Below are 23,052 nucleotides of genomic sequence, written 5' to 3' on the forward strand. Positions count from 1 at the left end.
AAAGAACATAATTAATACAAAAGTTGGCCAATAAATACTCAATAAAAATTTAAACCTATCCACTTATATTTTTATTAAAGGTTGTGTATGTAAAAACTACCGAAAAGAAAGCAATGAAAACTATTCCTGAATTATTATTAAAAATGTTTTCGAAAAGGGATGAAAAAAATAATGAAATAAAAAAAAATGCTCCAAGAAAGGATTTAGATTTTAATGCATAAAAAATATTGATAATTAAAAAATGAATAAAGATTAAAAAACCAAATATACCAAACTCAAGAAAATAACTTATAAATTGACTATGTGCTCCATATTGTTTATCTGCTGCTAATTTCATATTCCTTTTATTATACTCACTTACAAGATGGTATTTTTCTGTTCCCGCACCATAGCCAAAAAAAGGTTTATCTTTTATCAAATCTATAGCTACTTTCCATCTTGAAAGTCTTGAATCTTGTTTGTTTATTAGGTTTTTCTGATTAAAATCTTCAGAAGTTAAATCCCAATAAGTTTCTTTAGTCATACGATATCCAATATATGTCTTACTTAAAATTCCTAAAGTTGATAATATTAATATTAAGCTAATTACAATCAAAAAGATTCCATTTTTATGATTATTTTTATAGCTTTTGTTTAAAGTTTGCACGAGAGAAACCAAGAACAATAACATTGCTAAGGCATAAATTATTCTTGATGCTAAAAATAGTATGGTTATTAGAATTACTAGTTTAAAAATTATTAATAGACACAAATTCTTTAAAGGCTTTTCTATTATTATATAAGCTAAAGAAAGTGAAATAAACAACCCTAAGTAAGTTGGGTGTATATCTAATGGGGCAGTAAAATGAAAACCAGTGTGAAAATAATCTAGTATGCTTTTATCAAAAACCCACGCTTTATTTAAATTATAATGCATGATTACTAAATTCACCAGTAAATAAAAAGATGATAAAAAAGCACCTAATGTAAGAGCATTTAAACTATACTTTTTAATCTTTACTAAAACTTTTGGATGTAACCAAAAGAAAAATAATGGCAAAAACACAAACCAAACTTTTTTTCCTAAAGATTTGAAAGTTAAATAATCATCAGTAGTAAATAAAAAGCTAATAGAAGTAAGAATAAAAAATAATATTGGTGTCAGTAAAACTATTTTTTTTTGAAAAACAATTTGACAATAAGTATTAGGGTTTGAAGTAATTCTCAAAAGCGTAAATACGATAACTACACCTAAAAAGATTGATGCCAATTTTGGATTTAAGCAAATTAAAAGCGCATAAATAGAAACACTAGAATAAAAAAACAGATTAATTTGTTTCATTGTAGATGTTTTTCTTGAACATTATAGCAAAAGTAAGGCCTATAAAAATAGCAGCTAATCCTGAACTAAATACGTGTCCCGCAGTAGATGAAATTGCAACTAAAATAAATAACATTAAATTTACAAAAGATGCATAATTGAATTTTGGTGACTTTGCTAATCTTTTAGATTGTTTCCACAAATAAATAATAAGCCCGATAAATATTAACAAACCAATGAAACCAAAAGCAAAAAATATATCAATGAAATCAATTTCAATAATTGAGCTTCCATTTTTAGTTTCAAAAGTAGATTGACCAACACCTATCAATTTTTCTAGCCAATTATAATCATTAATATAAACTTGAACTGCATCAATTAAAAATGTATTCCTGTTACTAAGCAAGAAAGTTATAAAATCAAGTTTTTCATAGAAATACACTACTCGAATATAAAGTTCTGTTCTTTTAATATATTCCCACGATACAACTAATAAAGATGGTATTAAAATTAGAATAGCGATTGAAGCAAAAATAAATTTGTTAAGGGATGTTTTCAAACTTATTCTTTTTATTGGTATTAAAAAAAAAATCAATAAAATTCCAAATAATGCAGTTTTTGACCCAATACCTAAAGCTGTTATAAAGCTTAGTAAAAAAGTAAAAAAGTAATTTATTTTAAAGTTTTTAACCCATAAATTTTTTGCTAAAAAAGCAGACATAATAAGCAACAACACAGATATTTCATTTCCAGCATAGAAAAAACCTTTGCTACCTATATTACCATAATTATACATTGGATAGCCAAAACCAACATATTTAAGCAATATGCTAGCACATGTTAAATAAAAAGAAAACGCTACCAGAACATTGATTTTTTTATGCAAAAAAACATTATTAGACTTATATATTGTTGCAAAAAAAACAAAACTCAAAATAGGTGTAGTATATCTGAATATTTTAATAATATCTTTTGTTATAATCGAAAATTGATAAGTTTTAAAAAGCTGATAAATGGTTGGTATAAAGAGTAAACTTATTAACAGGAAAAAAAAGTTCACAAATAACGGCTTAGTAAACAATCTAAATAAGATTAAGAAAATAATGAACAATTTGTAAGCTTGGCCAACTGTAATTGGCAAACTAACAACTTTAGTAATCAATACTCCATTAAGCATATCGATTGGAATCAAAAGAAACATCAACAATATTATGTAATAATCTAAGTTGATACTTAATGTTTTATTGTGCAACTTGATATCTAGCATTTTTTAAAATTAAAATGATTTAATTTTTACATTCTGTTAATATATATTCAAAATTATCTATTAAAACTGAAATAGTATCATTACTCTTATTATTTCCATATAGTCCTAGTTTAAAATAGTTAGGGACACTATTATACATGTTTGGCCCAAAGATTTTATGCTCTTTATTTTCTTTATTTTTAATTAAAAATGAGTCATTTATTTTAGGTTTTGAATATGCTGTTTTTTGAGTACCCCAGAGAACTTCATTTTCAAAGGTATACCATTGGTTGGGTTTTAATGTCTTTTGATAAGGAATATGTCTCATTTCATATTTATTTTTGTTAGCTAAGCCATATGCATAAACTAAGGAATAATTATTATCTGGACTTAATTGTACATAAAGATGTATAGGTGGCTTTGTAAGCATACCATAATTTTTCCAATTTAGATTTTTTGGTGGTTTATCATGCCATTGGTGTAACATTACCCAGTCTTGTTCTTTTTTTTTGGAAAAAAAATCAGGCTTAAATAAAAATTTATATGAATATTTAACCTTTAAACCAATAGTGTCTTTGGTCTTTAAAGTAAATTCACTACGTTTCCCGCTAGAAATATAATCATCGGGGTATAATTGAAACTTAATCACTTTATTTTTTGGATTCTTCGGATCAGAAATAATTTTATAATTTTTGTCACTTGTTGTTTGTGACCTATTCCAAATTGTATCTACAATATTAAAATCATCTTTTACTTGTTGAATAACTTTATGATTATCACAAGAAATGATGATTAAAATTGATAAATAACAAATCAATGATTTAAAATTCATAGTTATTACTCTAAAAATCATGCAGATGTAATTGTTTATAATTAAATTAAATTTCATTTAGAATTTCAATTTCAAACTCTATGGTATTATTATAATTCATTTCTAACATTTTTTTACTAGCTTTTTTAGTTAATTGGGCAAATAAAACTTCGTCGATAGTATATTTTTCAATTAACAATGCTAGGCGCCTAGCTGTTTTACCCAATATACCAGTTTTTTCATGAATTATAAACTCAGGTTTTGCTGTATTTAGTGTAGCTACTCCTAACAACCCACAAGACATTGCTTCAAGAATTGTTAAGCCTTGCGAATCTTGTCTTGTAGTTGATAAAAACACACCATGATTTCTGTACTCTTCCAGCATTTCTTTAGGTTGAAGAAACCGTTCAATAATTTGTATTCTTTGACTAAGATTTTTCTTTTTAATTATTTTTTTATATTCACCTAAATACTTTCCTTGACCATATAAAGTTAATGTATATTTTTTGGGTAAATATTCCATAACTTCTATGGTTTTTTCTATATCGTAAACCTTTGATGAAAAAGATCGAATACTTAGTAAATTATATCTGTATTGACTTACGTCTTGATAACTATAAAAGTCTGTTTCTATTCCATTAGGAATAAAAACAGGATTAATAATTTTTAATTTCAAATTTCTTTGCATCTCCTTATGCATCCATTTTGATGGGAAAATAAATCTACCTAAAGCTATCGATTGTGAAGTTTGAACGAAATTTTTAATTTTAGGAATGACCCAAAAATCTTTTTTAATCCATTTTAAAGATTCGGCAATACTATAATTATATTCATAACTTCTGGCTGAATACTTTTGAACTTCGTTGCCATGTACATACATACAGAACGGAATTTTTTTCTGTATTGTTTTTTGGTAAATTAGCCACCCATCTTTATTTTGAAATGGATAAATATTTAACAAATGGAAATAAAGAACATTAAAGTTACCTAACACAGAAACAATTTTTTGATTGGTTAGTTGTTGTACTACTACCCCGTCATAGATATATGTTTTATTAAAATTACTACAAACCAAAATCTGTATATCTACTCCTAATTGAAGCATATACTTAACTCTTTGGTGTACAAACATGTGATTGTAGGGCTGAGAGCTATTTGGATACTTTGATGTGATTATAGCAAGTTTCATCGAAATATTTATATAAGCCTTATGAATAGTTTAATTAATAAACTAAAATTTAGTGCTTTGCTTTTACTCTTTTTTCTATTTCTTGTATTTGATTAGTATTTAAGCTTAATTTCCATTTACCAATACTATTTGTATTTAACGGCTCGCTTATATTTTTATGGTGTTTATGTATTTCTACATCACCTAATTTTACTTCTGTTTTCCAAAATTCTAACATTTTAGTTTTAAAATCTATACCTAAAAAATCACTTACAACAACAAGCGTGTCTTTAGGATTTGTTACTAAATTTTCATATTTAATTTCTAGTATTTGTTTATGGTCTAGTGTATTCTTTAATATATTTATTTTTCTTTCGCATATATTATGGTAATCAATCGCTTGGTCCAAATCTTTATAGATATTACTTTTTAATGCAGATGCTATAGCATCTTTGGGTTCTCGGTTCATCAATATATATTTAGCATTAGGAAAAACTTTAACTAATTTATCAATAAACCTTAAATTAACAGGTGTTTTATCTCCCCACCTTAAATGTTTATTATGCTTTTGAAATGAATAGTCTTTATAAATCTCATTAATTATGCTTGATAATGTCTGTTCTTTTAAATGTAATTTTCTTGCATTTTTTTTGGCATTATTTAATTGAATGCCCCAAGTATGAAATTCTGGGTAAGCTTCAAACTCACCAATTATAATATTTACCAACTCGTTCCAAGGTAAAAAATTATATATTTTAAAAAGTTTAATTAAGCGTGGTAATACATAAGATTCTGGAGGGATTGAAACATCACCTCCTGAAACTAACATAGACCTCAATAAAGTATTACCAGACCTGCCGTAACCTACAATAAAAAAAGGCTCCTTAAAAGAATGCTTATCAGTTAGTTTTTTTCTAAAAAAAAATAACTGATAAAAAATAAGTTTTATTTTCAGCAGTAAGCTAACTAAATAAAGAGGTGTAAAGTATTTTAATCTTTCTTGAAAAGTCATGTTATTTAGTATCTCTTTTAAATGGATTAAAATACGAAGTAATATTTAAGTATAATTTTAAATAAATAGCTCCACCTAAATTCCAGAATGCCATACTTATAACGGTTGCAATTGCAGCACCAACACCACCATAAATAGGAGTTAAAGCAAAAGTAAGCATAAGGTTTATCACTAATGCAACCAACACAATATTTTGATATATTTTTTGTTTGCCAGTCATTTGCAAAATCACCCCAACAGAACCAGAAAAAGAATTAATTAATTGTCCAAAACAAAAAACAATTAGGATAGTAGCTCCAGCAAGAAATTCAATCCCAAACATTCCCAACAAAATATCTTTTAAAAGGATTATGGCAATAATGACAAAGGAGCTAATTAAAAAATTTAATTTAGTAGAAAAAGAAATTAATCTTTTATAGTTTTTTGAATTATTTGTTAAGTAATCTTTTGCTATTTTAGGAGCTAATATAGCATTTATGGCTTCAAGTGAAAAACTAGCTAATGTTGCTACTTTTAAACTAACATTGTAAATGCCTATTTCAGAATCGTCTTCATAAATCCCCATAACGAAAGTGTCCATCCAACCCAATAAAATTAATATTGAAGATGAAAACATCATTGGTATTCCGCTGAACATAAAACTCCATGAATTTACCTTGCTTCTTTTTTGTTTTTTTTTAATTTGAGAAGAAACTAATAAAAAACTGCATATAGCACTAAGCAAAACAGCAAAAAAATGAGCTTGTACTGTTATAATTGGGTCTTGAGTGATTAAGTAAAGTATAGATAAAATTAATAAAGAGAACAAAAACCTAGCTGGATTATAAAAAAAAGCAAAGGATTTTGTGTGTTTTTTTGCTCTTAAATACCCTGCACTTATATGGTTTACAGACCATAATGGAATTGCTGCTAAAACCCATGGAAGATAAGGTAATAGTTGTGGCTTAGGAACTTCAAAAATTTGAAAAACTAGCTCGTACCGAAATGAAAAAATTAAAAGAGACAATACACTACTAAAAACAAAAGATTTGAGAACAGATTTATAAAACAATCCTGAATCTTTATCATTTTCATTATCTGAGAAAAACTTAAGAATATTAGTATCCAAACCTAGTTTTCCTACAACACTTACTATCATAAATATAGAAAAACTAAAAGCAACAACACCATATATATTTGCACCAAATTTTAGAGTTATAAATAAAGTAAATAAGTAACCTACTATTGTACCTCCTACCTTTAGCAATAAAAATGAAAAACCTTTTGTAAGGATTTCTTTAAAATCAGCATCTTGAAAGGCTTTTTTAAATTTTGTGATCAAATTAATGTTTTCGTTTTTTATTTTTTTCCATTAAGCATAAACAGATAGTTTTCTAACTAGGTGTTTTGTTAAAAAAACCAAACAATAAAACAGTACAAATACAACTGGAATTATTCTAAATGAAAAATTATATGATCTATCCATAATAGCCGTTGTTTTATCAACTAAAGCAACTACATTTTTTTCTTTAGCAAGCCTATCTAGTAAGTCGAAATCGGAAGCAAAAAGAGCTCTTTTTCTATTAATTAATTCACTAACTTCTTGCGAAGCTGAAAAACTTATACCTTGTTGAGTTAATTGTGAATTGGGTTTTTTTTGAACATAAGCAATAACAGAATCAATCTGTTTTCGCATTAACTCATTTTCTTCTAACTGCTCTTCAATCCTTTTGTATATAACGTCACTTTGTTTTTGATAAAATAAATTAGAATTTATATAATCAAAAAACTGCGAACTTATTATTTCATTATCATCTTCTCCTTCGACAAGTATTCTTATTTTGTGTTGTGTATAATTAATTTTATTGATGTCTTCTTCAAAAAAAGAAGTATTACCATTTTCAACAAATAAAACCTTAAAAGTTTCTTGAATTTCTTCAGACTCGCTTACTAATCCATAAACATCAACAACAGGTTCAATTTCTAATCCCTTTACTTTTTTATAATTAACCCCAAAAACATCTTGGAGGTAGATGGTATCAGCACTTTCAATTTTTTTATTGATTGCATTTACCTTATCGTAAACATATTGAGTACTCTTGTAGTTTGGCTCTATCAAGAGTTCGTTTAAATATATTTTTTCTGCAGTTTTAGCCAAATATAAGCCTACTGCAATTCCTATTACACCAACAATAATTAATCTAAACTTATGCTTCCAGAAAAACTGAACTACATTGACTATCCCTTTTAAAACAGACTTAACTAAGGACTTTATTTTATCGAACAAAACTCCCAAGTCGATTTCTTCATTAGCTTGGGTAGGTGTATTTTCGGCCATATTTGATTTTTTTACAGCGGCAAATTTAACTTTATTTTAATGAAAACGCATGCTTCTAATTAATAGTATATTAAAAAGCAGAAAGGTTGCGCTGAAGCTTGTTAATATTAATAAGTAAATTAATATGAACGGTCTTTTTTACCTTCCACAAAATTCATAAAAGCTTGATTTACTACGCGGTTACCACCTGGGGTTGGATAATCTCCTGTAAAATACCAATCGCCTAAGTTTTTAGGGCAAGCTTCATGTAATTTTTCTACAGTTTGGTATATTACCTTAAGTTCAGCATTTAAGCCTTCTTCGCTTAACAAATCAGCTATTTTATCTGAAATTTCTTCGTTGGTAAAAGGAGCATAAATTTCTTTAACAAAATTTTGAATTTCTACTGAAGGCAATTCTTTTTGCAATAGACATTTTTGGTACACTTCTTCAATTAAATGCGATTTGTTGTTTTCTTTTAGCAAATGTATTGCTGCCTGAAAAGCTACAAAATCTTCTAATCGAGCCATGTCAATTCCATAACAATCAGGATATCTAATTTGTGGTGCAGAAGAAACAATAATTATTTTTTTAGGCTGTAGCCTGTCTAACATCTTTAATATACTCTTTTTTAAAGTAGTTCCTCGAACAATGCTATCGTCTATAATTACAAGATTATCTGTAGGTTTTACCACTCCGTAGGTTACGTCGTACACGTGAGCAACCAAGTCGTCTCGACTAGAATCTTCGGTAATAAATGTTCTTAATTTAGCATCTTTTACTGCAATTTTTTCGGTACGTAGTCTAAGCGATAAAATCTCGTTTAAACGCTCGTCGGTAAGCGAAGATTTTTCTGCTAAAATAGCCTCGTTTTTTTGTCGGCTTAATTCATCTTGAGCAGCTTCAACCATGCCATAAAATGAAGTTTCTGCTGTATTAGGTATATAAGAGAATACGGTATTTAAAGTATCGTAATTTATGGCTTCCAAGACATCGGGCATTAATAATTTACCTAATTTTTTACGTTCCTTATAAATTTCAGCATCACTACCACGCGAAAAATAAATTCGCTCAAAAGAACAAGCTTTGCGTTCGATGGGCTCAATAATTTTTTTAATGTAAGTTGAACCATCTTTTCGGGTAATTAATGCGTGTCCTGGCTCTAATTCTATTACATCTTTAAAAGCAACATTAAATGCAGTTTGTATAACGGGCCGCTCCGATGCTACTACTACTACTTCGTCGTCTTTATAGTAATATGCTGGTCTTATTCCTGCTGGATCGCGCAAAACAAAACTATCTCCATGACCTAGCATACCAGCCATTACATAACCACCATCCCAATCTTTAGACGATTTTTTAAGAATTTTATGCACCTTTATCTGTTCTATAATATGCGGCGATGCTTGTTTTTTGTTGAAGCCTTCGGACTTCAATTTTTTGTATAATTTACGAACTTCTGAATCTAAAAAGTGTCCGATTTTTTCCATTACTGTAATGGTGTCGGCTTTTTCTTTAGGATGCTGCCCTAAGTCTACTAAATTATCAAAAAGCTCGTTAACATTGGTCATGTTAAAGTTGCCAGCTAAAATTAAGTTTCGGTGCATCCAATTGTTTTGTCGTAAAAAAGGATGAACGCTTTCTATGCTATTTTTACCATAAGTTCCATACCGCACATGACCTAAAAAAACTTCGCCAATGTAGGGCAAATTTTGTTTTTGAAGCTCCAAGTCGTCGTTGTATTCAGGATGAAGTTTCAAGGCTGAATTAATGCGTTCGTTAATTTTAGCAAAAATATCTTGTATGGGTTGGGCTTCGTTAGATCGTACTCGACTAATATAACGCGTTCCTGGCTTCATATTGAGTTTAATACTAGCTAAACCAGCGCCATCCTGACCACGGTTATGTTGCTTTTCTAACATTAAATACATTTTATTAATGCCGTAAAACGCAGTGCCATATTTTTCTTTGTAAAAACTAAGTGGCTTTTGTAATCTTAATAATGCTATTCCACATTCGTGTTTAATTGCGTCGCTCATGGTACATAAAGGTAAAAAAAAGCCCCAAATTTTGGGGCAGGATTTATTTTGTTAAGTTAATTTCAAATTGAGTTAAAGCTTTAAAATGCTTTAAACGCTCTTTCGATTCTTTTTTATCTAGGTTTTGCATACGTTCAGTTCCAAATTTCTCAACACAAAAAGATGCTAAATTTGATCCGTAAATTACCGCGTTTTTCATGTTTTCAAAACTAATATCTTTGGAGTTAGCCAAATAACCCGCAAATCCACCAGCAAAAGTATCGCCTGCTCCAGTTGGATCAAATACTTCTTCTAAAGGGAGTGCTGGCGCAAAAAACATTTCTTCGTTATGAAATAGCAAAGCACCATGTTCTCCTTTTTTTATAACTACATGGTCTGGCCCCATATTACGAATTACGCGAGCAGCCTTAACCAGTGAATATTCGCCAGAAAGCTGTCTAGCTTCTTCATCGTTAATGGTAATTACATCTACTTTAGCAATTACTTTTTTTAATAAATTTAATGTGGTATCCATCCAAAAATTCATAGTATCTAAAACTACTAATTTAGGATTTTTTATCTGTTCTAAAACACTTAATTGAACTGCAGGATGTAAATTTCCAAGCATAACAATTTCAGCATTTTGAAATTGCGCTGGAACCTTGGGCTGAAAGTCGGCTAATACATTTAGTTGTGTATCTAAAGTATCTCTAGTATTCATATCGTTATGATAACGACCACTCCAAAAAAATGTTTTCCCTCCTTTAACAATTTCTAAACCATCAAGGTTAATCCCGTTTTGTGTAAGCAAATCTAAATTTGCTTGCGGGAAGTCGTCTCCTACAACAGAAACAATTCCTGCGTCTACTTTTTTAAATTGTGCAGCAGCTAAACCAATATAGGTTGCAGCACCACCAAGAATTTTTTCGGTTTTACCAAAAGGAGTTTCAATGGCATCGAAAGCCACAGTACCTACAATTAATAATTGATGAGACATGAATTTATTTTTTTGCAAATATAGGTTTTTAGATACTACTTATACAATGAATTTAGAATCTTACTTCCTTCCAAAATCAGCTGGAATTTCGCCCCATTTTTTGGTTTCCCATTTTAGTATAGGTGTAGAAAATGAGTTTAGTTTTAACCAATTCTCTGCACGTTGAATAAGCTCAAAAAGCTTTTCATTTTTGGCATTTTGCTTCAATTTAGTTTTACATTTTTTTTGCTTCACCCAAGAAATGGCTATTTTAGAGTCAGAATAAATCGAAATATTGTATTTTTTTTGTTTCACCAATGCCAAAGCATGAACCAATGCCAGAAATTCGCCAATATTATTAGTTCCTTGTTGAAAAGGCCCTTTTTTAAAAAGCACTTGTTTTGTTTTGGTTACTACGCCCTGATATTCCATTTTACCAGGATTCCCGCTACAAGCCGCATCTACCGCAATAGAATTAAAATCTATTTCATTTAAATAAGTTGGGTTAATCTGCCCCTCTTCTTTCTTAAATCCAAAATAACCCATATTAAAGGCTTCTTTAGCTTCAACTAGACTTTTAAAAGATTTGTATTTTGCCTGGGGATAGTTTGTAATATACTTTTTACACTCCTGCCAAGAATTATAAATTCCAGGCTCAAAACCTTCCCAAACTACATAGTATTTTTGTTTCGCCATACATTAGTTTTCTTCCAATAATTGCTGAATTACTTTTGGATAATGACGATATTCTAAAATGTGGATTTTATCTCGTAAGCTTCGTAAAGTATCATTCGGCTCTACTTCTACAGTTTCTTGGAAGATTATTTTCCCCTTATCGTAAACTTCATTTACATAATGAATAGTTATACCTGAATTATTTTCATTATTATCTAAAACAGCTTTATGTACACGATCGCCGTACATACCTTTGCCGCCGTAGTTAGGCAATAATGCAGGATGGATATTAATTATTTTCTCTGAAAAGTGAGCTATAATAGATTTAGGTATTTTCCACAAAAATCCTGCTAAAACAATAAGTTCAGGATTAATATCTATTAGTAGTTGAAGTACCTCGTCACTTTCCTGAAAACTGTATTTATCAAATTGTACTGCTTGTACACCATGTAAATGCGCTTTTTCTAAAACTTCGGCTTTTGGATTATTCGAAAAAACATGCGTAACCGCCATAGAAGAGTCTACACGTTCAAAATAGTTGATAATATTTTCGGCATTGGTTCCTGTTCCCGATGCAAAAATCACAATTTTTTGGGTTTTTATTCTATTCATTCTCAATTAGGTTAGGAAAAATAAACTTAAAATTATTAGGTTGTTAGTGCGTTTATTCAGTAAATTTAATTATTTTTAATCACATTTTTGGTATTAAAACTTGTTTTCAACTAAAAGTTTTTATTTTTGCCAACTGTATAAACTTAAAAATAATAATCATGTCAGACATTGCATCAAGAGTAAAAGCCATTATCGTTGATAAATTAGGAGTAGACGAAAATGAAGTAGTAAGCGAAGCTAGCTTTACAAACGACTTAGGTGCGGATTCTTTAGATACCGTAGAACTTATTATGGAATTCGAAAAAGAATTTGATATCCAAATACCAGACGACCAAGCTGAAAATATCGCAACAGTAGGTCAAGCAACTTCTTACATAGAAGAAGCAAAAAAATAATTAATTTTTAATTTCATGGAGTTAAAGCGAGTTGTTGTTACAGGCATGGGTGCGCTCACGCCAATAGGTAATAATTTAAACGATTACTGGGAGAGTCTTGCCGCAGGCAAAAGTGGCTCTGCTCCTATTACGTATTACAATACGGAAAAGTTTAAAACAAAATTCGCATGTGAAATTAAAAATTTCAACACGGAAGACTTTTTCGACAGGAAAGAAGTTCGGCGTTTAGACAAATTTGCACAATATGCAATGGTCGCTGCAGATGAAGCTATTTTAGATTCTAAATTAAATTTAGATGTAGTAGATAAATATCGTGTAGGAGTAATTTGGGGCGCTGGCATTGGTGGTTTAGAAACTTTTCAAAACGAAGTAATATCGTACGCAAAAGGAGATGGAACACCAAGGTTCAATCCTTTTTTTATTCCTAAAATGATAGCCGATATTGCCCCTGGTAATATCTCTATTAAACACGGTTTTATGGGGCCGAATTATACAACGGTTTCAGCGTGTGCATCTTCAGCAAATGCAATGATCGATGCTTTAAATTCCATACGTTTAGGTCATACCGATGTTGTAGTTACTGGCGGAAGCGAAGCAGCTGTAACCGAAGCTGGAATGGGAGGATTTAATTCCATGCACGCATTATCGACCAGAAACGAAAGCCCGGAAACCGCATCGCGCCCATTTGATGCTACTCGAGATGGTTTTGTTCTTGGCGAAGGAGCAGGCGCTTTAGTACTCGAAGAATACGAACACGCAAAAGCAAGAGGGGCTAAAATTTATGCCGAAGTTGCGGGTGGTGGACTATCTTCTGATGCTTACCACATGACAGCTCCACATCCAGACGGAATTGGTGTAATTGCTGTTATGAAAAATTGCTTACAAAATGCAGGTTTACAACCAGAAGATGTTGATGCCATCAATACACATGGCACGTCAACTCCGTTAGGCGATGTTGCAGAACTAAAAGCAATTAAAGAAGTTTTTGGAAATCATGCTAAAAACATCAATATAAATTCAACTAAATCAATGACGGGGCATTTGTTAGGTGCTGCTGGTGCAGTAGAAGCTATCGCTTCTATATTAGCAATGAATAATAGTTTGGTTCCACCTACCATTAACCACGAAGTTGCAGACGAAAATATTGATCCTGAATTAAACCTAACCTTAAATAAAGCTCAAAAAAGAAACTTAAATGTTGTAATGAGCAATACCTTTGGTTTTGGTGGACATAACGCTTGTGTAGTATTCAAAAAATTAGTAGAATAATATTACTAAATGAGCTTTTTTAAAAAAATAATGAAATCCCGTTCTGAGAAGGACGGGATTATTTATGAAAAACTAAATGCAGTTATGGGTTTTAAACCCAAAAACTTAAGTATTTACGAAAAGGCTTTTATACATTCTTCCGCTAAAAAAAAAGATAGCTTCGGAAACAATGTAAATTATGAACGATTAGAATTTTTAGGCGATTCTATCCTTGGAGCTATTATTTCTTGCTATCTTTTTGACGAAGCACCACATGGCGATGAAGGCTATTTAACCAAAATGCGATCGAAAATTGTAAGTAGAAAAAACCTGAACTTATTAGGCGAAAACTTAGGATTAATCGATTTGTTAGTGTCTAAAGTAGACCATAAACATGTAGGCACAAACATACATGGCAATTTATTTGAAGCCTTAATCGGTGCTATTTATTTAGACCGAGGTTATAAATTTTGCGAAACTTTTATTTATTCAAAAATAATTGAACCGCACGTAGACCTAAAAAAATTAGAAGGAAAAATAATTAGTTATAAAAGTCTAATTATTGAATGGTGCCAAAAAATGCATTACAATTTTGAGTATCATGTAGCTGAAGAAGATGGAGTAGATGGATTAAAATATTTTGAAATTCGACTTTGTATTAACAACGAAAACATAGCGAAAGCTAGAGAAGTTTCAAAGAAAAAGGCAGAAGAGAAAGCATCGAGAAGAGCTTATTATGCGTTACAAAACTATATTAATTAAAAAATATTTTTTTACTAGTTAATATCTACGTACTTTTAAATTTGATTTTTTAACAAAATGAAAAAGAACAAGTTGGTACTAGAGCAGGTAGTAAGCACTGATTTTTTGTTAATAGGTATAAATGCTTCAACTGAAATGTATCAATTAGCCTATTATATCAACAAAAAAGTTAATATCAACTTTAAAAGAGCAGAGCGCGATATCGATTTTTATTATGCTAATGCAATTGCATTGTACCAATGGTACGAGTATTATTCAAAAGACTTACAAAGCAAAGTATATTTTGTTGCTAATAAATCTTATAGCAAAGAAACAAACATGAATTCTACAGGAAATTTATTTGCTGAAAATAATAAAGAAGAACTTAAACTAAGGTATTTAATTCCTGAATTTAAAAACGTAGATTATTTTATAAAAGTGGAAGAAACAACCTTAGACCAAATAAATTATAAGAGTTTATTGTTTCAACTCAATACTATAAAACAAATATCTACTGCTTATCAAATTGACATTCAAAAACTTAAAACACCAGAAAACTTAATATTTTATTAATGGACAAACTAAAAAAAACTAAAATTGTTGCAACCTTAGGACCAGCTACTTCAGACAAGTCTGTATTGCGTGAAATGCTAGAAGAAGGAGCCAATATATTCAGAATCAACTTTTCGCATGCAGATTACGATGATGTTCGAGAACGCGTAAAAATGATTCGTGAATTGAATGAAGAATATGGGCTAAATGCAGGAATTCTAGCAGACTTGCAAGGACCTAAACTTCGTGTAGGCAAGATGAAAGAAGATGTAATGGTTAGTAAAGGCGATACCATTACCTTTAAAACTGGAAAAGAATTTGAAGGCGATGCCAACCAAGTATACATGAATTATGAAACTTTTCCACAAGATGTAAATCCTGGCGAACGTATTTTGTTAGACGATGGAAAACTAATTTTTGAAGTTGTTGCTACCAATCGTAAAGATGCAGTAGAAACAAAAGTTGTACAAGGCGGGCCTTTAAAATCTAGAAAAGGGGTTAACTTGCCCAATACTAAAATTTCACTTCCTGCACTTACCGAAAAAGATGTAAAAGATGCAAAATTTGCTTGCGAACTGGAAGTTGATTGGATTGCTTTGTCTTTTGTTCGCTATGCTAGCGACTTAAAGATACTCCAAAAACTAATTAAAAAACATAGCAAGTATAAAATACCAATTGTTGCAAAAATTGAAAAGCCAGAAGGCGTTACCAATATCGATAAAATTATTGCATATTGTGATGGATTAATGGTTGCCCGAGGCGATTTAGGTGTAGAAGTTCCAGCTCACGAAGTTCCACTAATTCAGAAAAAATTAGTGCTTAAAGCAAAAGAAGCTAGAATTCCTGTAATTATTGCCACCCAAATGATGGAAACAATGATTACAAGCCTTACGCCTACTCGAGCAGAAGTAAACGATGTAGCTAATTCAGTAATGGATGGTGCAGACGCTGTAATGCTTAGTGGAGAAACTTCTGTTGGAAAATACCCAGTGCAAGTAATTCAAAAAATGAGTCAAGTAATTAAAAGTGTAGAAAACTCACCTTTAATTCGTGTCCCACAGCAAGCCCCTCATATTCGTACCAAACGCTATATTACCAAATCAGTTTGTTACCATGCTGCAGTTATGGCAAACGAAATTAAGGCTAAGTCCATTTGTACTTTAACCAATAGTGGCTATACTGCATTTCAAATTTCGGCATGGAGACCCGACTCTAATGTTCTAGCTTTTACTTCTAACAAACGCATCTTGACACAGCTTAGTTTACTTTGGGGAGTAAATGCCTTTTTTTACGATAAGTTTAGTAGTACAGACGAGACGATAAAAGATGTAAATGAAATTGCTAAAAAGCATGGTTTTGTAAATGCTGGAGATTTCTCCATAAACCTTGCTGCTATGCCAATTGAAGATAAAGGCATGGTAAATACCTTGCGAATTTCTGAGATAGAATAGCACAACAGATTTTTGTAAAAGGCGAATACAAGTTTCAAAGAATTAGTGTACTTTTAAGCTAAATTACACAAGCATGAAACTTCGTATTCGCCTTTTTTTATTATTCAGTATTGTTTACACTACTTCTTTGTTTGCACAAATTGAAGGCACTTGGTACGCAAATTTAAATGCAGCTGGCATCAATATTCCTTTGGTGTTTAACTTCGAAAAAACTTCTAATAATAAGTGGAATGGAACTTTAGATAGCCCTAATCAACAAATGTTCGATTTACAACTCGATCTTGTGCAGTTTAAAAACGACAGCCTACAGCTAAAAGCAAATGCTTTAGGGATATATTATAAAGGAAAGAAAAACAGTAAAGCCATTAATGGTGTGTTTAAGCAAGGCATGTTTAAAGCAGAATTAGCGCTAACACGTGAGCAAAAAAAACCAGAAGAAAAGAAATTAAATAGACCACAGGAACCCAAACCACCTTTTCCTTATACGGAAGAAACTATTCAATTTCTAAATAAAAAAGACAGTATTACCTTAGCTGGCACACTTACCTACCCCAAAAACAAAAGTAATTATCCAATTGTAGTGATGATTTCGGGAAGTGGTGCGCAAGATCGAAATTCTGAAATACTAGGGCATAAACCATTTTGGGTAGCAGCCGATTATTTAACTAGAAACGGAATTGGTGTTTTACGATTTGATGATCGTGGTACAGCTGAATCTGAAGGAGATTTTAGTAAAGCAACTTCTTTAGATTTTATGGAAGACGCCTATGCTGCAGTTCAGTTTTTAAAAGATGACCTTCGATTTAAACATACGGCAATTGGTTTGTATGGACATAGCGAAGGTGGCATGATTGCTCCACTTTTAGCAAACACTTACACCAACAAAGTAGATTTTTTAGTGCTATTAGCAGCTCCAGCGGTTGCAATTACAGATTTAATGTTAAAGCAACAAGAACTCGTAAGTCTAGCAAGTGGTATTGATGATGAAGAGATTAAAATAAATGCGAAAATTAATAGTGGAGCCTACCAACTTATAACTCAATTTGAAGCTACTGAAAACTCTTCGCTGCAAAATGAGTTACAAAATTACTTTACCAAAGTTACAGAAGAGTATCCGCAAATTGGCGCAAGCATGGGCTTAAGCAATCAGCGTTATATTATAAGTATGGTAAGTGCTTATACAAATCCTTGGATGGTTTACTTTTTGAAATACAAACCAAAAGAACACTTAAAAAATTTAAAGCTTCCTGTTTTAGCTCTATTCGCAGAAAATGATTTGCAAGTTTCTGCCCAAGAAAATTCAACAAAAATGAAAGAATTGATTCTTGGTAAAAATCCAAAAAATGAAGTAAAAACCTTTAGCAATAAGAATCACTTATTTCAAAATTCAGAGACTGGAAATATTGCAGAATATGCCGAAATTGAAGAAACTATTTCTACAGAAGTACTGCAAAAAATAGCATCCTGGGTAAAATCCTTATAAAAAATGTATAAGCTAAAATTTTGCTGCTTTTAATTTCCCTATAAACCAACTACATTTTAGCAATCCAATCTGCAGGATTGAGTTTGGTTTCATTTTTAGTAAGCATGAAGGTAAGTACATTTTTACCTGTAGACGGGTCTTTACCAACTTTACCTAATATTTCTCCAGCCTTAACCTTTTGATTCGGCTTTACCGAAAGATTAACTAGGTTTTTGTAAACACATAAATAATTTCCATGCCTTACAAATACAATAGGATTGGCTCCACGGACTAAGAAAATTTTGGAGACTTCGCCTTCAAAAATAGATTGAGCTTCTGCACCATCTTCAGTCTCTATGCGAATACCATTACTAATGACCTCTAAGGTATTTACAATATGGCTTTTGTTTACACCAAAACGCATGGTTAGCAAACCGCGTTCAACTGGCCAAGGTAATTTTCCTTTGTTCTGTTCAAAATTTTTAGCCAATGCTTGACCTGCAGGAGTTAGCTTATAAACCGAACTTGAAGTAGAGCCACGCTTTTTGTTTTCTGCGGCAATAGCTTCTTTAATTAGACGGTCTATTTCTTTTTCTATTCGAGCAATTTCTTTTTGCTTTTGTTTTATTTCCTTGATGTATTTTTTTTCGTCTTGCCTAATTTCAGCAATTAAGGCTTCTTGTTCTTTCTTATCGTTAATAAGCTCGTTTTTCACTATTCTATTTTGAGCTAAAACAGCTTCTTTATTCTTTTTTTGTTGAAATAACTCTTCATTTAGCTTTTCTAAGTCAGCTGTTTTCTCATTAATTAACCTACCTTGTTTTTCTCGGTACTCAGCATGTTGTTGCATATACTGCATACGTTTGTAGGCTTGCTGAAAACTTTCGGAAGAGAATAAAAACATAATTCTGTTTTGTTCAGAACGGTTTTCGTAAGCCTTTATAATCATTTTAGCGTATTCAGATTTAATGAGCTTTAACTCTTCTCTAAGTGCATTGATTTTATTTGTGTTTTGGTTTATTTTGGCAGTAAGTAAATTAGCTTCTTGATTATTTATTTTAATAAGTTTTTCGGTTACTCGAACTTGTTCTTCAAGATAATTAACTTGGTCTAGTAAGGAGCTTTCTTCTTTGTTTGTAGCTTTTAAAATTTGATTAATTTGTTGTATTTCTTTTTCAACTGAACGACGCTGAGCTTCTAATTGGCTTTGAGTTTGCGCACTTACATACCCACTAAAGCACATTATAATTATTAGGTTTAAAATGATTTTACAGCTTTTCATCAAAATAATATTTCTTCGTAGTTAGATGGAATTTCGAACGGAAAACTTAATTCTTCATCTACGCTAATGTTTCGGTAATTTAAACTAAGTTTAATCATTTCATCTTTTCGTTTGGCTAAAATATTAATTTCCTTTGGAAAAGGGCTTTTATTAAGTTCTTTAAAAGCAGCATAATTTACACTTAAAAAATCTACTTGGTTATTATGTTTTACCAACTGCTCTTCTAAGCTAAAGTTTTGGGTGTTAATTCTTGCTTGCTGAGTTAAAAATGAATTGATTTGGTGTGTAAAAACAAAAGCGTTCTCTTCTACTTGTGTTTTACTTTTAGAGGCTTTTAATGGATAAACACTTTGGGCAAATAACAAATTTTGCAAACCATTAAAGTCAATTTCTACACCAAGCAATTCACTTATTAGTCGAAAATCTCCATCAAAATACTGGTTATTTATTTTTTCGTAAAATTGAACCCGTTGTGGTGTGATTTTTAATTTAGCAACCGTAAAGAATCCTATTGCCTTTGCGCTCATCCAAATGGTTTTATCCTTTTCTATACGGTAAGTAATATTAATGCTTTGGGAGTAATTAGCATCTTGATAAGATGCTTTAATTTTTCCATTAATGGTTTTAAAGCTTGGTGCTAATTCGTTATGAATAGCAATAGCTGCTTTTGCATTTTTAGCTGTTAAACCATCTTCTGCAATAAATTTTTTGGGTCCACAAGATAATAATATCGTGATTATAAAAATGATTAACACCTTGTTTTTACTGCATTTCATCTAATTCTATTTTTGTTTTTTTTGCCTGATTCTTATAAGATTCTGCTTTATCGGCTTGTTGTATTTTTGCATATGCTTGGCTTATTAAGTTTAAACTATCTACTTGCAGTTGCGATACTTCAAATACATAGTCTAAGCCTTCTTGTAAAACTGAAATTGCAGCTTCATATTGTGTTAATTCGAATAAAACCCTGCCTTTTAAATAATAAAAAACTGCTTGCGAAGGAAAAACTTCTAAAGCATTTTTTGAAGATTGTAGCGCTTCTTGAAGTTGATTCTGCTTCAATTGAAGAAAAATAACTTTTTGTTGCAAATCGAAACTATTAGGCTGATCGTTTAATGCTTTTTGGTAAAACTCTAATGCTTTTTCAGGGTCGCGTTGTAAGTAAAAATTTGCTTTTTCTTCATTACTGGCTGCATTTTCACCTTCATCTATAGCAATATTTAGAACTCTAATAAATTCGTCTTGATAATTAGGGTTTTGGTCTACAAAAACTTTTAAAGATTGTACCAACTGGGTTTTAGCTTCTTCGCCAATAGCATTGTTAGCAAATACTTTTTTACTGTAGGCAAAAGCTTCAATAGGCTGATTTAACTCTAAATAGACCATGCTAAAAATAAAAGGTAATTCGTCTTGTAGTGGATTAACTTCTTCTAATTTATGAGCAATTTTTAAAATTTCACTAAAGTTTTCTTCAAGTTTATAAAAACTAATGAGTCTAAAGTAAGCATCTTCACTTAATGGATGTTCTGCTATTCTTTTCTTGTAATATACAATTGCTTCTTTGTAATTAGATGTGCTTTTATATACGGCATCTCGAAAATTATCTGTCAGTTTAGAAAAACCTTTTTTTTGTTCAAAGTCTTCAATTTGTTTAATGGCAAGCTTATATTTTTTGGCGAGTAATAAAACTTCCATATATTCTACATCTAAATCTATTCCTTTACTGCGTAAACGATGTAAAACTTCGGCCGCCTGATCGTATTTTTTTTGATCTTTATAATTTTGAAATAAGAGCAACTGCACATCAATTTTAGGTTGTGCTTTTAAAAGTTCTATGGCCTTTACGTAATTGGTTTCTGCCGACGATAAGCGATTTAAAGCTTCTTGGTTTTTAGCCATTTCGACATAAATAACAGCTTCATTTTCGTTAATACTCACACATTGCGTTAGGGTTTCGATAGCCTTTTCATGTTTTTCGATAGCCCTAAGCTTGATAGCTGTAAAAAATAATTCTTGAAATTTATCGGTAACATTTCCTAAATCGTTTTCTTGAACAACTTGCTTTTCGGATAAATCTTGTGCATGTGCATAGGTTGTGCTAAAAAGCACAAACAAAATCCAAAAAACAAGTTTATAGTTCATAAAGTTTATTCTAATGCAGAGTAGTCGCCGATACTTATGCTGGTAAATTTACCATTAAATTTAGCAAAATTACCAATCATAGAATTAGTTAAGTTTGCATTTTGAATGAACGCATCTTCTTGAATAAGTGAATTTTTAATTTCAGAATTTTCAATAATGCTTCCTTTTCCAACCGAAACATTCGGACCTATTTTGGTATTCTTTAAAACCACATTTTCGCCAATATAGCATGGTGGAATAATCTTGCTATTTTCATTGGTATGCCTTGGATTAATTAAAACTTCGGCATCTTCTCTTTTAATGAAGTTTAGCATTCTGGAGTTGGTTTCTACCGTTACATTTTTGTTACCACAATCCATCCACTCATCTACTTGTCCTGGTTTAAAAACAGCTCCGTCGGATTTCATTTTTTCAATTCCATCGTTAATTTGGTACTCCCCACCACGAAGTATATTTTCATCTAACACATCTTGTAGTTTTTGTTTTAAAACAGCAACATCTTTAAAGTAGTAAATACCAATTACTGCTAAATCTGAAACAAACTCACTAGGTTTTTCTACCAAATCGGTTATTTTTCCCTCTTGGTTCATTTTTACCACACCATAAGCGCTTGGATTTTCAACTTGTTTTACCCAAATAACAGCATCGGCTGATTTATCTAAATTAAAATCAGCTTTAAAAAGTGTATCCGCATAAGCTACAACCGCAGGTCCTGATAAGGATTCTTGTGCACACATAATTGCGTGACCTGTTCCAAGTGGTTCATCTTGAAAGTAAATACTAGCTTTAGCCCCTAAATCTTCTGCTATTTTAGTTAAATCTTTCTCTACTTGATCGCCAAAATCTTTGCCGATTACAAAAGCAACTTCATCTAAAGGTTCGTTTAATACTTTGGCAATATCTTCAACCAAACGTTGAACGATAGGTTTTCCTGCAATAGGAATTAATGGTTTTGGAACGGTTAAAGTATGTGGTCTAAGTCGTGAGCCACGACCTGCCATAGGTACAATTATTTTCATGATTGAGTTATTTTATTTTAAAAATCCTAGTTTTTTTATGTTTTTATGTTGTTCGACAATATCTTCTGGAAATTCAGCTTTTATTAGCCAATTTACATCAAATCCATTGTGAATAGCAGTCATCATTAAATTATGGTTATCGCCAATTGATTTTCCCAATTCCTTCAATTTATCTTTTACGTCAAACAATTCATCGGGATGTAATTTATGAGCTAAAATGGAAATTTTAAAAGCCCTAGCAATTATATCGACTAAAAGCTTTCTGGCATTGTTTGGTGTAGATTCTACTATTTTATTATGGTTGCGTTTTATAACTTGATTTAACATTGCGCAATGCAAAACAACTTCTCCAAATTTATCTTTGGTTACTTTTACATTTTCATTAATTACTCCACTTACATAACGAATATTCATAAATAAACGTCCTGAAGAAAAATCAGAACGAGAACTCATTTGTTTTACATCTTCTAGTACCTCAGACATTATTTTTGCTCTTTGCTCTTCTATGCTTAAATTATTTACAAGTTTAAACTCTAGTTGTTTAGCTAAGTTTATGTCCTTTTTAAGCAAAAGCAAAAGCAATTTATCTTTTTCCTTAGCAGGCAATTGGCTAGTGGCTTCTTTAAATTTATTGGTAAATTTCATA

Annotated in this window: 22 protein-coding genes; 6 read left to right on the forward strand and 16 right to left on the reverse strand. The window is 30.9% G+C overall.

The features are described from left to right. Positions 1–55: 55 nt before the first annotated feature. From IEV63_RS00095 to purN, 11 genes are all read right to left on the reverse strand, one after another. Positions 56–1,321 carry an O-antigen ligase family protein gene (locus IEV63_RS00095; RefSeq protein ID WP_188404719.1) on the reverse strand — a complete coding sequence of 422 codons (1,266 nt, stop codon included), beginning with the start codon at positions 1,319–1,321 and terminating at the stop codon, positions 56–58. Further along, positions 1,308–2,552 (reverse strand): O-antigen ligase family protein, encoded by a 1,245-nt coding sequence (locus IEV63_RS00100; RefSeq protein WP_229737133.1) that lies wholly within the window; start codon positions 2,550–2,552, stop codon positions 1,308–1,310. Before IEV63_RS00100 ends, IEV63_RS00095 begins: the two co-directional genes overlap by 14 nt. A gap of 34 nt (positions 2,553–2,586) precedes the next feature. After that, positions 2,587–3,378 carry a heparin lyase I family protein gene (locus tag IEV63_RS00105; RefSeq protein ID WP_188404721.1) on the reverse strand — a complete coding sequence of 264 codons (792 nt, stop codon included), beginning with the start codon at positions 3,376–3,378 and terminating at the stop codon, positions 2,587–2,589. A gap of 46 nt (positions 3,379–3,424) precedes the next feature. Beyond that, positions 3,425–4,546 carry a glycosyltransferase family 4 protein gene (locus IEV63_RS00110; RefSeq protein ID WP_188404722.1) on the reverse strand — a complete coding sequence of 374 codons (1,122 nt, stop codon included), beginning with the start codon at positions 4,544–4,546 and terminating at the stop codon, positions 3,425–3,427. 49 nt (positions 4,547–4,595) lie between these two features. Next, a complete protein-coding gene (locus IEV63_RS00115) occupies positions 4,596–5,537 on the reverse strand; it encodes a sulfotransferase family protein (protein ID WP_188404723.1) in 942 nt (313 codons plus the stop codon). 1 nt (position 5,538) lies between these two features. Then, a complete protein-coding gene (locus IEV63_RS00120; protein WP_188404724.1) occupies positions 5,539–6,858 on the reverse strand; it encodes a flippase in 1,320 nt (439 codons plus the stop codon). A 30-nt stretch (positions 6,859–6,888) separates the two neighbouring features. Then, positions 6,889–7,854: a hypothetical protein gene (locus tag IEV63_RS00125; RefSeq protein ID WP_188404725.1), complete on the reverse strand. Its 966-nt coding sequence runs from the start codon at positions 7,852–7,854 to the stop codon at positions 6,889–6,891. A 119-nt stretch (positions 7,855–7,973) separates the two neighbouring features. Continuing rightward, a complete protein-coding gene (locus IEV63_RS00130) occupies positions 7,974–9,872 on the reverse strand; it encodes an amidophosphoribosyltransferase (RefSeq protein ID WP_188404726.1) in 1,899 nt (632 codons plus the stop codon). A gap of 43 nt (positions 9,873–9,915) precedes the next feature. Further along, complete coding sequence (locus IEV63_RS00135; RefSeq protein WP_188404727.1) at positions 9,916–10,848, reverse strand: PfkB family carbohydrate kinase; 933 nt, start codon at positions 10,846–10,848, stop codon at positions 9,916–9,918. Positions 10,849–10,908: 60 nt separating this feature from the next. Further along, positions 10,909–11,523, reverse strand: a complete 615-nt coding sequence (locus IEV63_RS00140; RefSeq protein WP_188404728.1) for a ribonuclease H1 domain-containing protein — start codon at positions 11,521–11,523, stop codon at positions 10,909–10,911. Positions 11,524–11,526: 3 nt separating this feature from the next. Next, complete coding sequence (gene purN / locus IEV63_RS00145) at positions 11,527–12,114, reverse strand: phosphoribosylglycinamide formyltransferase (protein WP_188404729.1); 588 nt, start codon at positions 12,112–12,114, stop codon at positions 11,527–11,529. A gap of 158 nt (positions 12,115–12,272) precedes the next feature. Here purN and IEV63_RS00150 point away from each other — a divergent pair, with 158 nt between their 5' ends. The 6 genes from IEV63_RS00150 to IEV63_RS00175 all read left to right on the forward strand — a co-directional run bounded on the left by IEV63_RS00150 (position 12,273) and on the right by IEV63_RS00175 (position 17,984). Further along, the gene (locus tag IEV63_RS00150) at positions 12,273–12,509 is read left to right on the forward strand and encodes an acyl carrier protein (RefSeq protein ID WP_188404730.1); all 237 of its coding nucleotides are present in this window, start codon (positions 12,273–12,275) and stop codon (positions 12,507–12,509) included. Positions 12,510–12,524: 15 nt separating this feature from the next. Further along, the gene (gene fabF / locus IEV63_RS00155; RefSeq protein WP_188404731.1) at positions 12,525–13,778 is read left to right on the forward strand and encodes a beta-ketoacyl-ACP synthase II; all 1,254 of its coding nucleotides are present in this window, start codon (positions 12,525–12,527) and stop codon (positions 13,776–13,778) included. 30 nt (positions 13,779–13,808) lie between these two features. Continuing rightward, positions 13,809–14,519 (forward strand): ribonuclease III, encoded by a 711-nt coding sequence (gene rnc, locus IEV63_RS00160; RefSeq protein ID WP_373283692.1) that lies wholly within the window; start codon positions 13,809–13,811, stop codon positions 14,517–14,519. A gap of 57 nt (positions 14,520–14,576) precedes the next feature. Then, complete coding sequence (locus IEV63_RS00165; RefSeq protein WP_188404733.1) at positions 14,577–15,071, forward strand: IPExxxVDY family protein; 495 nt, start codon at positions 14,577–14,579, stop codon at positions 15,069–15,071. Beyond that, complete coding sequence (pyk, locus tag IEV63_RS00170; protein WP_188404734.1) at positions 15,071–16,501, forward strand: pyruvate kinase; 1,431 nt, start codon at positions 15,071–15,073, stop codon at positions 16,499–16,501. The genes IEV63_RS00165 and pyk overlap by 1 nt, the downstream gene beginning before the upstream one ends. Positions 16,502–16,574: 73 nt before the next feature. Next, positions 16,575–17,984 carry an alpha/beta hydrolase family protein gene (locus IEV63_RS00175; RefSeq protein WP_188404735.1) on the forward strand — a complete coding sequence of 470 codons (1,410 nt, stop codon included), beginning with the start codon at positions 16,575–16,577 and terminating at the stop codon, positions 17,982–17,984. Between the two features lie 49 nt (positions 17,985–18,033). Here the strand turns inward: IEV63_RS00175 and IEV63_RS00180 are convergent, their stop codons facing one another. The 5 genes from IEV63_RS00180 to IEV63_RS00200 are packed head-to-tail and all read right to left on the reverse strand — an operon-like array spanning position 18,034 to position 23,051. Then, a complete protein-coding gene (locus IEV63_RS00180) occupies positions 18,034–19,245 on the reverse strand; it encodes a murein hydrolase activator EnvC family protein (protein WP_188404736.1) in 1,212 nt (403 codons plus the stop codon). After that, positions 19,245–20,021 (reverse strand): lipoprotein insertase outer membrane protein LolB1, encoded by a 777-nt coding sequence (lolB1, locus tag IEV63_RS00185; RefSeq protein ID WP_188404737.1) that lies wholly within the window; start codon positions 20,019–20,021, stop codon positions 19,245–19,247. The genes IEV63_RS00180 and lolB1 overlap by 1 nt, the downstream gene beginning before the upstream one ends. Then, positions 20,008–21,387 (reverse strand): tetratricopeptide repeat protein, encoded by a 1,380-nt coding sequence (locus IEV63_RS00190; RefSeq protein WP_188404738.1) that lies wholly within the window; start codon positions 21,385–21,387, stop codon positions 20,008–20,010. Before IEV63_RS00190 ends, lolB1 begins: the two co-directional genes overlap by 14 nt. Before the next feature lie 5 nt (positions 21,388–21,392). Then, positions 21,393–22,406: a sugar phosphate nucleotidyltransferase gene (locus tag IEV63_RS00195; protein WP_188404739.1), complete on the reverse strand. Its 1,014-nt coding sequence runs from the start codon at positions 22,404–22,406 to the stop codon at positions 21,393–21,395. Between the two features lie 12 nt (positions 22,407–22,418). Further along, positions 22,419–23,051, reverse strand: a complete 633-nt coding sequence (locus tag IEV63_RS00200; protein WP_188404740.1) for a hypothetical protein — start codon at positions 23,049–23,051, stop codon at positions 22,419–22,421. Between the last annotated feature and the right edge of the window lies 1 nt (position 23,052).

The sequence above is a fragment of the Psychroflexus salis genome (assembly GCF_014640175.1).
Classification (GTDB): domain Bacteria; phylum Bacteroidota; class Bacteroidia; order Flavobacteriales; family Flavobacteriaceae; genus Psychroflexus; species Psychroflexus salis.